We start from the raw sequence: 12,973 nt of genomic DNA on the forward strand, positions 1-12,973 counted from the left end.
GTCCGCCGACGGTCACGACGCGTCCAGCACCGTGCCCGTGTTCACCGGCGCCCCGGGGAGCGGCGCACCGGAGTCGTCGGCCGCCTGGAAGCGCACCGACTCGGGCTGCTCCGCGACCTGGTCCTTCACGGTCGGGATCCGCAGCTCCGCGGACGTCTTGCCCGCCTCGACGTTCACCCACATCGAGAACCCTTCCAGCTTGGACAACGGCCGTTCCGGGTCCGGGGACCCGCCGGTCATGTCCTCCAGCCAGCGGGGGTCGACGTCCTTCGTCGACAGCTCCCGGCCGTCGGTGACCGGCAGCAGGACGTAGGTCCCGCTGAGCTCGGCGTCCGCGACCGCGGACAGGGAGACCCGCCAGGTCAGCGGCCGGCCCTCTTCGACCCGGTCGGCGACGGGCGTCACCGACATCGTCGGCATCGGGTCGTCGTTCTCCACGGTCACCCCGCCCAGGTGGGAGCCGACCACGGCGGTGCGGACCGCCTTCGCGAACACGTAGTGCCCCGTGTCGTAGCCGTAGCGGGTGTTGCCCTCGACCTTCACCGGTACGTCGATGGTCTGCGCGCCCGCCCTGACGGTCACCAGCCGGTTGGTGACCCGCTCGGTGACCGGGTCGACGACGTACAGCCGTACCTGACCGCTGCCCTGCCCGGAGACCCGCACCGGCACCTGGTAGGTCCGTACGCCCGAGTCGCCCTCCTTGACCTTCAGCCGGCCGATGTCGACCCGGGGCAGCGGAGCCTCGCGGACCGCCGGCGTGCCCGGCTGCCATGCCCAGGCGTCCATCAGCCAGGCCCGCCCGGACCGCGTGCGCGGCGTGAGCGACAGCGACTTGACGTGCTTCAGGTCGAGCGCGGCCGCGTCGTCGGCACCGATCGGCACGCGTACCTCACGTGCCCAGTACGAGGAGGTCCGCTCGGACCCCGGCAGCCCGTCGACCTTGACCCGGCCGAGGGTCCGGTGCCGGCCGGCGGTGTCGGTGACGGAGACGTCCAGCTGCGTCCCGGTGGTGTTCGGCGGCACGATGACACGCAACGCGAGTGCCTTCGAGCCGGCCAGCGACAGCGGCTGGTCGGGGCTGACGCGGGCGGCGGACCCGGCCGCCGTCCAGCGCAGCGCGACCGCGCGGCGGCCCGGCTCACGGTCGGTCTCCCACCGCGCGAAGTGCGGTGAGCCACCCGCCGTCTCCGACGACAGGCACGCCTTGGCATCGGAGGGATCCACCGCCGAGCACAGCTTGGCTCCGCTCACGGTGACCTTGCCGTCCGGCAGGAAGCCGGCGCCGCGCCGCGCCCCCACCGCGTGGGTCAGGACACGCGCGGGATCGGCCGAGGGAGCGCGCCGCTCCGAGCCGTCGAGCAGCGGGCGCACCCGGTCGTCGCCCGCGACGAACAGCCGTGCGGCCGCCGCGATGTAGGTGGCGCCGGCCTTGTGCTGCTGGTCGGCGGTGAGCCGGGTCCTGGTGCCGGGGGAGCAGACCGGGTCGCGCTCCCCCTCGTCGCTCCAGAAGTCGTCGTCGGCGGGTGCCTGGGCCTGGCCCGGCGTCCACTCGCTGTTGAAGAAGTTGTGGTTGGCGCCCACCACGTACACCGCGCTGTGCAGCGCGGCGCCGCGGCTGATCTGCCGGGTGCCGTCGACGTACACCTGTCCCTGGAGGTCGGAGACGTCGCCGTCACAGCCCGGCAGGATCGTCATCGACGGCACGTCCGCGACCGGGTTCTGGCCGAAGATCGTCGGGCCGATCAGCACGGTGCCGCGAATGCGCCAGCGCACCGGGCCGCCGTAGCCGTCCTGGTCGGCGGGTGCCGGGTAAAGGCTGTCCATCGCCGCCCGGTTGACGCCCTCGCCGCCGCGCGAGTGTCCCACCAGCAGCACCCGGGACAGATCGGCCCGGGGTGCCTGCCGTACCGCCGCCGGGCCCGTGCCCGGGTGCGCGGACCAGTCGGCCCAGCGCGCGAGATGCTGCCGTACCAGCGAGGAACGGGCCTGCGCGCCGCCGTCGTCGGCCTGCCAGTCCTGGCCGTTGATGCCGTTGGCGGAGATCGACACCGTCACATAGCCCTGCGAGGCCAGCAGCCGCTGGTCGCGCAGGTAACCCCGGTGGCTCGGCACCGGCTTGCTGCCGGCCGCGCAGGGCCAGTCACCGGTGATCTCGCCCTGCGGGGTGTAGCAGGTGAAGTGACGTCCGTGCAGGAACAGGGCGAGCGGACGGCGGCCCTCGGCGTTCTTGGGCGCCACCACCACGGCCCGCATCTCGACCGGCTGGGGGAATCCGGGCAGCCGTACCGGCGTGAGGTCGTACTCGCCCGTGACGGTCCGGTAGGCGCCGGGCTTGCCCGGGTCGACCTGGTTCGCCGGGACCCGCTGCGGGAGTGCCACGCCCGAGCGTGACCCGGAGGATCCCGAGTCGGCCTCGGGTGCGTCCAACCGGCGCCCGGCCGCACGCACTTGAAGATCCGCCACGGAGTCCAGCCGGACGCCGTCGAGGCCGAGCCGGAACGTCCGCCCGTCCCTGGCCTGTGCCGGATGGCCGAGCAGCCGGTCACCGGCGTAGAACTCGACGCGGGCGTCCCCCATGGGCACCCGTTCGCCGGACCGCCACACCAGCTCGCGTGCCGACCCCTCGCCGGTGACGCTCCAGTCCGGCGGCAGTCCCTCGCTGTCGGCCGACTGCGTTAACGGCCTTGTCTCGGACGCCGGTTGAGCCTGGGCCCACCCTGGCGACGCCCCCACGATCGCGAGCACCGCCAGAGCGGTGACCCCTATTCGCCGGGCACGTATCACGTGCCCCTCCTTCCGTTCGCCCCGGGACGGACGGTCCCGGGCCCTCACCCCGTGAGGACGGAAGCGGTGAGTTGTGCGTTGCCTGTGAAGCGAGGGAAAAACGATCAGGGCGGTGCCCAACGGCCCGGTGGTCGGGAGTGGAGGGGCGATACACGGGAAAGGCCACCCCGATGAGCCGAACTCCCCAGCGCCGCGCCGCCGTTGTCGGCACCGGCCACCGCGCCCAGACCTTCACCCGCGCCCTCGCCGAACGCCCCGGCCACGTGGTCGCCGCCCTGTGCGACCCCGCCCCCCACCCGCATGGCCTTCCACAACGGGCTGCTGCCGAGGCGGGGGAGCCCGCCGCCGCCCGGTGGGAGCCCGGCCGCTTTGCCGAGATGCTCGCCGAGGAGGACATCGACGAGGTCGTCGTCACCACCGTCGACGCCGAGCACGACCGCTACATCGTCCCCGCCCTCGAGGCGGGCTGCCGCGTCACGGTGCGGACCACTTCCGTCGCCGGCACCGGGAGAAGGACCGCAGCGGCGGCCTGATGGTGCACAGGTCGAGCCATCACCTCGACCTGGTCAACCGGTGGCTCGCGGACGAGCCGAGGGACGTCTTCGGCTACGGACGGCTCGCCTTCTACGGCCGTGAGGCGGGCGAACGCCACGGACTGCGCCGCGACTACGAGCGCGCACACGGCGCCGACCGGGCCGCGGACGACTCCTTCGCCCTGGACCTGGCGGCCAACGACACCCTGCGCGCCCTCTGCCTCGACGAGGAGTGGGACGACGGGTACGTCCGCGACCGCAACGTCTTCGGCGGGCCCGTCGCCATCGAGGACGACATGGCCGTGCTGGTGCGATACGCCACGGGCGCGACGATGACGTACCACCTCAGCGCGTACTCCCCGTGGGAGGGCTACCGGGGCATGTTCAGCGGCAGCGCGGGCCGGCTGGAACTGGAGGTCGAGGAGAGCCGCTGGCAGCCGCCCGCGACCCGGGTCGGTGCGGCGAGCGGAGCGCCGCACGGGGACACGGCCGCCGAGCACGCGGGCGGGGCACGGCTGACGCTGCGCCCGCTGTGGCGCCCTCCAGTGGACATCCCCCTCGTGACCGCCCACGAGGCGCACGGCGGGGGAGACCCACGGATGCTCGACGCCCTGTTCGGCCCCGTCGATCCCGCACGACCGGCCGACAAGGCCGCTGCGGCGCACCCCACGGCAACCGAACGCGACGGCGCGTCGGCGCGCCGGCCCTGGCCGTCGGACTGGCCGCGAACCGGTGCTTCGAGACGGAACGGCCCGTCGATGTAAGGGAGTTGGTGCCCGGACTGTAGGAGGGCTCAGCCGGACCGGGGGATCAGGTCCAGGCCCGGTAGGGCTCGTCGATCAGCTGGAACACCGGCTCGCCCCGGACCGGGTCCTGCGCCGTGGACAGTCGGACCCGGTCACCGCTGTGGATGCCGATGGGCGGGCCCATGACCCGGCCGCGCACCACGAACCCCTCGGCCATCTCGATCAGCGACACATTCCGGGCGGCGGGGCTGTTGCGGTGGACCACCGTGGAGTGACGGACGGTCCCCACGCCCTCGCTGCGCTCCGTGCGCAGGTCGCTGCCCTGGCAGACCGGGCACAGCAGCCGGTGGTACATGGCGGTGTGGCACCAGGTACAGCGCTGGAAGACGATGGCCTCCGTGTCGGAGGGCATGCGGTCGAGCACGCCTGCCGCGAAGCCGGCGGACTGGTGAGCCACGCTTCCTGAGTGGTGGTACACGTTGGTCAACTCCCTGCGCTAGGCCGGAATCCCACGTGCGCGGGCCGCCCGTGCACGCACGTGCCCGGTTCGCCGTGCCACCGTGCACACCGTCAGCGTATGGCACTCAGTGCCACACGTAAAGGCACTCGGTACCCCTGAATCTGGGTATCCCGAATCCTGGACCCCTGAGTCTCGGACCCCGGAGTCTTGGGGGCCCGACGGCTGGGATCAGCCGCGGTGCAGCGTGGCCTCGATCTCCTGGACCACCCGCCACAGCGGGGCGCCGCGCCGGGACACCACGACCACCACGTCGTCGGGCTGCTCGGCCGGGGCGGGGGCCGGGGGAGGGGCGGCGCCGTAGGTGGACTGTACGTACCCGAGGGCGTGGTCCACGGCGGCGCCCGCGTCGTCCTGCCCGTCCGAACGCAACCAGGAGCGCAGCGCGTTGTTGTGGGCCGCGACCACGGCGGCGGCGATCACATCGGCCCTGAGCGTGCCGTCCCGCCGCCCGGCGAAGCGCGCACGCAGGTACTCGGCCAGGGCGCGCTCGTAGCGCCAGACGACGGACAGCTCGTACGCGCGCAGTCCGGGGACCTGCTTGGTGAGCCGGTAGCGCTGCACGGAGAAGGTGGGGTTCTCGGCGTACATGCGCAGCACCAGCCGGGCCGCGTCGCACACCCGACGCACCGGCTCGTGCTCGTCGTCGCTCGCGGCGAGAAAGGCGGTCATGTCGGCGAGGCAGCGCTCGTGGTCCGGGAAGACCACGTCCTCCTTGGACGGGAAGTAGCGGAAGAACGACCGCCGCCCGACGCCGGCCAGCGCCACGATGTCGTCGACGGTCGTCTGCTCGTAGCCGCGCTCCAGGAACAGCCGGAAGGCCGCCGCGACCAGGGCGTCCCGCATCGGCGGCTTCGACGTCGAGGCGTCCGCCGGGTCCGGCTTCTCGGGGTTGTGGCCGCGGCCGGCCGCCGCGCTGCTGGAGCTCATGGACGGAACGTAGCACCCGGAGGTGGACAGATGGCACTCAGTGCTGCCACGGGAGGGAACTGAGTGCTCCCGCCCGCCGGCCGCCCCGGCGGTTGTCCGGCGGGTACCGCTCTGTCTACGATCTCCTGCCACCCGCAGCCCAGGAGCACCGCATGCCGCCCGCCCGACCGAGCATCCTGTACGTCACCGACCTGGCCTACCCGGCCCGCGGGCGCCGCTACTGCGACGAGGACATCCTCCTCACCTCCCGGCTGCGCGACGACTTCGACCTCGCCCTGTGCCACCCCCGGGACGCGGCCGCGCTGATGGACTCCTTCGACGCGGTCGTCGTCCGCAACAGCGGCCCGGTCCTGACCTACCAGGAGGCGTACGACGACTTCCGCCACCGGGCGAGAGCCGCCGGGACGCGCGTCTACAACCCGCTCAGCGGCCGGGCGGACATGGCCGGCAAGCAGTACCTGCTCGACCTGACCGCCGCCGGGTATCCGGTCATCCCCACCGTGGACCGCGTCGAGGACCTGGACCGCCTGCCGGAGGCCGACCGCTATGTCGTCAAGCCCAAACGGGGTGCCGACTCCATGGGGCTGAGGATCGTGCCGGCGGACGGCGTGCGCGAGTCGGTCGACGGGGACGTCCTGGTCCAGCCGTGCGTCGACTTCGCCTACGAGGTCTCGTTCTACTACGTCGACCACGACTTCCAGTACGCCCTCCACGCGCCGCACACCGACCGGCGCTGGCAGCTGGAGCCGTACGAACCCACCGACGGCGACCTGGAGTTCGCCCGGCGCTTCATCGAGTGGAACGGCCTCGGCCACGGCATCCAGCGTGTGGACGCCTGCCGCGCCCCCGGGGGTGAACTCCTGCTGGTCGAGCTGGAGGACCTCAACCCCTACCTGTCCCTGGACGCCCTGGACGACACCCGGCGGGACGCCTTCGTCACCGCGCTCAAGGCGTCCCTGCACCGATTCCTCGCCGCGGCCGCCTGACCACGCGCACCCGCTCACCCCGCCCGCGCTGAACCGGCGGGACGCCAACCCCGTATCACTCCCCGGGGATTGGCGAAGCCCCGTGCCGACGGGGACGGAAGGAGAGCGGCGTGTCCACACGGCCCGACCCCGAGGAGCCGGACGAAGGCCCGGCCCTGGAACCGATCCGCGTCCTGCGCCCTCGCCGCACCGACGCCCTCGCGGAGCTCTTCCGGGAGTGGGAGGAGGAGAAGGGCGGCTACGAGGACGTGGCCGTCCCTCCGCCCCTGCCCGGCGCCGAGGAGGCGACGCAGGAACTGCCCGCTGTCAGCGAGCAGACTTCAATCGACCCGCGCGGTCGTGCCCGGCCCGGGTCCCGCCGGGTCCCGCCCGGTTCCGGTCCCGGATTTCGCCGGACCGCGGTCGCGGTAGCGGTGACCGCGGCGGCGGTCGTCGGTTTCGGCGGCGCGCTGCTGCTGTCCGGCGGCGAGAAGGACAAGGAGGCCCGGAACCCGGCTCCTTCGGCGACCGCCTCGACATCGGCCTCCGCATCGGCCGAGCCCAACCGGCCCGCTCCCGGCGGCCCCGGCGGCGGCACGGCCGACGACCCCGCGTGCACCGCGTCCTTCCGGACGGTCAACAGCTGGGACGGCGGCTTCCAGGGCGAGGTGACGGTGACCAACGCGCCCGCGGCCTCGGCCTCCGGCTGGACCGCGACGGTCGTACCGCCCGACGGCGCCCGCCTCACCCAGGTCTGGGACGGCACCCTCTCCGCCCGTCCGGACGGCGGAGCGACCGTCACCAACGCGGCCTGGAACGGCACCCTGGCGCCCGGCGCGAGCGTCACCTTCGGCTTCCTCGCCGCGACTTCGGGCCCGGCCGGACAGCCGTCGGCCACGGTCACCTGCGCGGCGACGGCCGATGCCTCCTGAGATCAGGGGCGCGGGCGACGCCTCAGCGCCCTTGGGTGACCAGCGCCTGGGACACCGCGCGCACGCTGCGGGCGATGTGCTGCAGCTGCATGACCTCCGCGGCGTACAGCTTGATGGTGTGCTCGATGACCGACTCGGGCATGCCGAGCGCGGGCAGGTCGGCCCGCGCGGTCTGCAGGGCGGTGCGCGCGACCCGGATCTCGTTCTGGACCTGGATCTGCGCGTGCCGGGCCAGCAGCACGGGGTGGCGGATCAGCGCGGGATAGCTGGCGTAGCGGGCCGGCACCAGCTCGCGCAGCCACTTGGCGGCCGAGCGTTCCCAGTCGTAGGAGCCGGGGGTCTTGACCTGGCACGGCCAGTCCGAGCTGATGCGCGTGGTCGTCAGAGGCATGGTCCATCGCTTCCGGGTGTGCGGCGTCGTCTGGGGTTTCCGACGGGGTCGGGGCGGCCCCGGCCTAGGGGATGACCGGGGCCGCCGCCACGGGCGCTCGCGCAGGCGATGCCCGACCGAACAGCCGGAGCGCCGACGCGGGTAGGAGACGGCGGCCGCGGCTGTTCGCGAGGGAGCCCGGAAAGGCAGACGGAGGTCGCACGACGGATGGGGTGACGTGCGCATGAGCGGACCGGCTGCTTTCGGCGGGCGGATGTTGCGTGTGAAGTATTTATATATGCCGTCTGGTTTGCAAGACGTATGAAAACATTCATGCGTGATTTGAGGTGAATGCTTCCACTGTGGTCCTGTTTTCAACGGATCGGGGGATCGGTCCCTGGAGGTCGGTCTCCGGGGTCAGTCCCTGAGGAAGAACTGGTGCTCGTCGGAGATCTGCTCGTAGTCCTCCAGCCGCGCCTGCGTCCGCTCCGGGTCGGCGTCGGTCATGGCCTGCAGCAGCGCCGACGCCATCACGCCCGGCGCGGCGTACGAGTCGAAGACCAGCCGTGATCCGGTCCCCGTCGCGAAGACGACGTCGGCCGTGTCGGCCACCGGCCCGAGCGCCAGGTCGGTGACCAGGGCGACCCGCAGCCCGGCGCTGCGCGCGACCCGCACCGCGGTGAGGGTCTCGTGCGCGTGCCGGGGCATGGAGAACGCCAGCACCCACGTCCCGCCCGCCTCGCGCGACTGGAGCAGCGCGTCGTAGGCGACGCTGCCGCCCCGGGTCACCAGCCGGACGTCGGGGTGGATACGGCGGGCGGCGTAGGCGAAGTACTCGGCGAGCGAGGCGGAGATGCGCAGCCCGAGGATGGTCAGCGGGGTCGACCGGGACAGCTTGCGGCCGATGTCGATGACCTGGTCGGGGTCGGCGAAGTCGCGCCGCAGGTTCTCCAGGTTCTCGATCTCGGCGTCCACGGCCGACTGCAGCTCGTTGGCGCCGTTCTCCTCGGCCGCCGCAGGCCCGCCGGCCAGCGCCCCGAGGGCGATCGACTGGAGCTTCTCCCGTAGCGCGGGGTAACCGCTGAAGCCGACCGCGCCGGCGAACCGGGTCACCGACGGCTGGCTGACGCCGACCCGCTCCGCGAGATCGGTGATCGAGAGGAACGCCGCCTCGGTGATGTGCTCGATCAGGTACTGGGCGATGCGCCGCTGCCCGGGGGAGAGCCGGGGCTGGTCGAAGAGCGTCCTGAGCTGGGAAGTCGGTGAAGCCTCGGTCTCCGGGACCGTCTTGCCCGAGGTGATGGCGGATGCCTGAGCGCGTGCCTGCTGAGGCGATGGCACCGGTGCGCCTCTTTTGTCTCCCACAGTGCTTCAACATAGCTCACACACTGTGGCGACCAGGTGCGCTCCCGAGCCCGCGCTCACCTGCGGTAGATCGTGATCGAGTGGCCGACCGAGTCGATCGGCCGACTGCCGTCGATCAGTTCGGCCAGCCGCCCGGTCGCCTTGGCCACCGAGGAGTCCGAGACGACCAGCAGCCCGCGCACCTCACGGACGGGCACCTTGCGCGGATCGGCCGCGCGGATGCCGTAGTACGACGGCACTCCGCTGCCCTTGTACACGAGCCAGATCCGCTCCCCCCGGTACCGCTCGCGCAGCCGGTCGGCGAGCCTGCCGAGGTCCTGGCCCCAGTCCACGTTCGAGTCGTGCAGCCGCAGCCGCGTCTTCGCCGGACCGCCGAACGCCTCGTTGGAGTACGGCAGATAGTAGGGGAACGTCCGCAGCGAGCTGACCGCGACGAACAGCACCAGCGCCCCGACGGCGACCGGTGCCCACCGCCACCGCACCGCGAGCACACAACCCGCGGCCACCGCCAGGAACATCGGCACGAAGACGGCGTAGCGCGTGCCGAAGTCCCGCGACCCGAGCATGGCCGCGCCGAGCAGCACGGCGGTGGGGACCAGTAGATAGGGCGCAGCGGGCCGCAAACGCCGTACGGCCACCAGGGTGACCGTGCCCGCCGCCCACAGGACGAGCATGCCGAGCGGTGTCTTCACCAGCAGCGCGGCCGGCAGGTAGTACCACAGCGAGCCCGTGTAGAGCCGGCCGAACAGGAAGCCCTCCCACGGGTAGTCCTCGAAGTCGAACTGGACCCGCATCCCGTCCCGGTACGCCTCCGGGAACGGCAGCAGGTCCACGGCGAGTCCCCGCAATCCGCGGACCGCGGGCACGGGTTGCTCCGGCGCCCAGCGCAGCCGCGGATCGACCAGCAGATACGACACCCATACGACGGCCACGGCGACCAGCGCCATGGCGGCCGCGCAGGCGACGGCCCGGCCGAGCGCCCGCCGGCGCGATTCGGAGGGCACCCGCGCGCACCACACCGACAGCCCGGCGAGCGCCACCAGCACCGGAACCGCCGCGAGCATGCTCATCTTCGTCGCCAGGGCCGCACCCAGCGCGGCGCCGGCCAGCGGTACGTGCAGCCGGGGCCGGCGACGGGCCCGCCACAGCAGCCACACCGACGTCAGCACGAACCCGGCCGCCGGCACGTCCAGCGTGGCCAGCGAGCCGTGCGCGATGAGGTCGGGGGAGAAGACGTACAGCCCGAGCGCCGCCGAACCACCCGCCCGGCCCGCGAGTTCACGTGCGAAGGCGAACACGACCAGCCCGAAGGCGAGCGTCAGGGCGATCACGGGCAGCCGGGCGAACAGCATCAGGCGCCACGGGTCGTTCCCGGACTCGTACAGCAGATGGCGCCCCAGCCGGCCCTGGTCGCCGGTGAAGGAGGGATCGACGTGCGGATCGGCGAGCGCCACCCCGACCGCGACGACCAGCTTGCCCAGCGGCGGATGCTCGGGGTTGTGGACCACCCGGTGCTCGTGCAGGTACTCGGCCGCCGTGCCCACGTACACCGGTTCGTCGATCGTCGGGGTCTGCTCGACCGCGGTCGTCACCATCGCGACGGCCATCTGGCCCAGCAGCACCACGACGAGGAGCGGCAGCAGCCACCGCCCGGCGGCGGGCCGCGCGGGCCGCGCGCCGGACGGGTCGCAGAGTTCCCCGGGGGCCGGGGCCGCGTGCTGTTCGAGCGCCATCATCCGCTCCGCGGCGCCCGCGGCCCCCCGTTGGCGGAAGCTGATCCGGAGCCGGCCCATGGGCCTACTCTGCATCAGCTCCCGCCGGGGACGGCGTCACCGCCTCAGGAGTCGTACCGACAGACCTTCCGTCGTGTAGACGGGTACGGCCCGCAGCGTGTCCGAGTTCAGCTCCACCCGGGTGAACTGCCCGCACAGCCGCTGCCCCTCGATCACCCGGACCGTGGTCCCCGCGACCGGCGGACGCTCCGCGTCCAGGCGCAGCGACAGCACGCCGCCCCGGCCCAGCACGATCCGGCCGGACACCTCGAGGGCCGGCCCGTGGTTCCGGCGAACGAGCAGCTCCAGCCGCGTGTCGCCCTCCTGGACGTACGCACCGCGCACCCGCAGCACCTTGTCGGCGCGCAGCGTGCCGCCCACCACCCGTACGTCGCCCTGCCCGAGGGCGTTGGCGGACGCAGCGACCAGCACACCGTCCTCGACGACGGTGCCGCCGTGGTACCGGTTGTGTCCCGTCAGGGTGAGGGTGCCGGTGCCGCGCTTGGTCAGACCGCCCTCGCCGCGGATGTCGTTGCGCCAGCTGTCCGCCGCGCCGAACCCGCCGGCCCCCGCGTCGAGCGTGACGGTCACCTCCGCGTCGAAGGCCCCGTAACCGTCGGCGGCGCTGAACAGGTCGAGCCGCCCCCACTGCTCGAAGCCGTCGAGCAGGACGTACCCGGCGGGCAGCGCGGTCGTGCGCAGCACCTCGCGGCGCTGGGCCGCGGTCAGATACGGCTGACGCGTCTCCAGCAGCACCTCGGCGCCCTTCGGCACGGTCAGCGGCCGGTCGCGGCCCTCCCGGGTCAGGACGTACGTCAGCTTGGGCCGGACCGTACGGGCGTTGGCCTCCCGGTCGGCGTAGGGGTCGCCGGCGGGGCCGGCCGAGTGGGCGTAGGCGTAGAGAGTGTCGGCGGTCGTGCCGGTGCGCTCCTGGAAGTACGCCAGGGCCTGGGCGCGGGCGGCGGCCTTGAGTTCGGCGTTGGCCGGGTCGACGAGCGCGGCGGCGGCCAGAGCGGTGGCCATGACGCGACCGCCGAGGACGTCGACGGGGGAGTGCATGCCCGCCACGATGCGGGTGTGACTGAGCTCGAAGGCCCGGGTCACCAGCTCCTGGAACCGCTCGGGCACGGCGTAGGCGTACGCCAGGGCCGCCAGGTGCAGGGCGTTGGTGTGCCCGCTGGGGAAGCCGCCGTCCTCGGCCGCCGTCTCCCCGCGCTGGCGCAGCAGCTGCGGGGCGACGACCACGTCCGACTCGTAGACGGGGAAGCCGAACGCGTCCTTCTCGCCGGTGTCGACGACCTCGCTGTCCTCGTTCAACCGCCACGGACGCGGGTACTGGAAGGCGAACTTGGCCGGGTTGCCGGAGGCGAACGGGCCGCGCACGGTGTCGACCAGCCTGGCCACCTTGCCGAGGTCCGAGTCGTACGACCCCGCTCCGATCGCGGATCCGGCCGGCGCGTCGGCAGGCAGGGCGTCGCTGATCTTCCCGGCGGGCGTGCCGTCCGGCGCCCCGGTGATCGAAGTGACCGCCCTGGCACCCGACTTGTACAGGTCGGCCAGCGATCCGAGCCCGGCGATCACCGAGTAGCTCTGGTGCTGCCGGTCGACGATGAAGGCCTCCTTCGCCTGCGCGTCCGTGCGCGCGGCGGTGATCCGGGCGCAGTAGCGCACGTTGGCGCGCAGCACCTCGGGCAGCAGAGGGATGCCGGTGTTCCAGGCGCCGCCGGTCTTCCACACCTTCGCGAAGCCGCCGAGGATCCGGATCACCGCGTTGGTCTCGGGCGTCTGGTTCGCGGTGACGTTCGTCCTGTAGTCGTCGACGAACGCGGCGGGGGCGGTCGCGGCCTTCGCGTCCGCGGCGGTCAGCCAGGAAGCGAACGTGGGGGCGGCCAGGACGCCGGCCGAGGCGCCGAGGGAGGTCTTCAGGAACCCCCGTCGTCGCATGGCGTCCGCGGCGGTGTGCTGCCCGGCGGATGACGGCATGGGTAGGGCCTCTCTTGAGTTCTGCGGCCGTGCGGCCGGGAGTCGTACGAGCGAAGATCTACGGCCGAGTCACTTC

The 12,973-nt window shown here is 72.9% G+C and carries 11 protein-coding genes; 4 read left to right on the forward strand and 7 right to left on the reverse strand.

What is annotated here, in order from left to right:
- Nucleotides 1-12 precede the first annotated feature (12 nt).
- Entirely contained in the window at nt 13-2,784 is a 2,772-nt protein-coding gene (locus tag ACIRD7_RS07895) for a hypothetical protein (RefSeq protein ID WP_403451126.1), read from the reverse strand.
- 170 nt (nt 2,785-2,954) lie between these two features.
- Here ACIRD7_RS07895 and ACIRD7_RS07900 point away from each other — a divergent pair, with 170 nt between their 5' ends.
- Together ACIRD7_RS07900 and ACIRD7_RS07905 are read left to right on the forward strand one after the other, a co-directional pair.
- Nucleotides 2,955-3,317: a Gfo/Idh/MocA family oxidoreductase gene (locus ACIRD7_RS07900; RefSeq protein WP_403451127.1), complete on the forward strand. Its 363-nt coding sequence runs from the start codon at nt 2,955-2,957 to the stop codon at nt 3,315-3,317.
- Complete coding sequence (locus ACIRD7_RS07905) at nt 3,317-4,081, forward strand: hypothetical protein (protein ID WP_403451129.1); 765 nt, start codon at nt 3,317-3,319, stop codon at nt 4,079-4,081. Before ACIRD7_RS07900 ends, ACIRD7_RS07905 begins: the two co-directional genes overlap by 1 nt.
- 46 nt (nt 4,082-4,127) lie before the next feature.
- On the opposite strand, the gene ACIRD7_RS07910 is transcribed toward ACIRD7_RS07905, so the two are convergent.
- Complete coding sequence (locus ACIRD7_RS07910) at nt 4,128-4,541, reverse strand: Zn-ribbon domain-containing OB-fold protein (protein ID WP_403451716.1); 414 nt, start codon at nt 4,539-4,541, stop codon at nt 4,128-4,130.
- A gap of 210 nt (nt 4,542-4,751) precedes the next feature.
- Nucleotides 4,752-5,510: a TetR family transcriptional regulator gene (locus ACIRD7_RS07915; protein ID WP_403451131.1), complete on the reverse strand. Its 759-nt coding sequence runs from the start codon at nt 5,508-5,510 to the stop codon at nt 4,752-4,754.
- A 152-nt stretch (nt 5,511-5,662) separates the two neighbouring features.
- On the opposite strand from ACIRD7_RS07915, the gene ACIRD7_RS07920 reads away from it, so the two are divergent.
- On the forward strand, nt 5,663-6,496 hold the full coding sequence (locus ACIRD7_RS07920) for a hypothetical protein (protein WP_403451133.1): 834 nt from the start codon (nt 5,663-5,665) through the stop codon (nt 6,494-6,496).
- Nucleotides 6,497-6,606: 110 nt separating this feature from the next.
- Nucleotides 6,607-7,407, forward strand: coding sequence for a cellulose binding domain-containing protein (locus ACIRD7_RS07925; protein ID WP_403451135.1), 801 nt, complete (start codon nt 6,607-6,609; stop codon nt 7,405-7,407).
- Nucleotides 7,408-7,429: 22 nt separating this feature from the next.
- Here ACIRD7_RS07925 and ACIRD7_RS07930 read toward each other — a convergent pair whose 3' ends face one another.
- The 4 genes from ACIRD7_RS07930 to ACIRD7_RS07945 all read right to left on the reverse strand — a co-directional run bounded on the left by ACIRD7_RS07930 (nt 7,430) and on the right by ACIRD7_RS07945 (nt 12,897).
- Nucleotides 7,430-7,798, reverse strand: coding sequence for a hypothetical protein (locus ACIRD7_RS07930; protein WP_403451136.1), 369 nt, complete (start codon nt 7,796-7,798; stop codon nt 7,430-7,432).
- 396 nt (nt 7,799-8,194) lie between these two features.
- Nucleotides 8,195-9,118, reverse strand: coding sequence for a MurR/RpiR family transcriptional regulator (locus ACIRD7_RS07935; protein ID WP_403451138.1), 924 nt, complete (start codon nt 9,116-9,118; stop codon nt 8,195-8,197).
- Between the two features lie 80 nt (nt 9,119-9,198).
- A complete protein-coding gene (locus ACIRD7_RS07940; RefSeq protein ID WP_403451718.1) occupies nt 9,199-10,878 on the reverse strand; it encodes an ArnT family glycosyltransferase in 1,680 nt (559 codons plus the stop codon).
- A gap of 93 nt (nt 10,879-10,971) precedes the next feature.
- A complete protein-coding gene (locus ACIRD7_RS07945) occupies nt 10,972-12,897 on the reverse strand; it encodes a phosphatase PAP2 family protein (RefSeq protein WP_403451140.1) in 1,926 nt (641 codons plus the stop codon).
- Between the last annotated feature and the right edge of the window lie 76 nt (nt 12,898-12,973).

This window comes from Streptomyces sp. NPDC093568 (assembly GCF_044764945.1).
GTDB lineage: Bacteria > Actinomycetota > Actinomycetes > Streptomycetales > Streptomycetaceae > Streptomyces.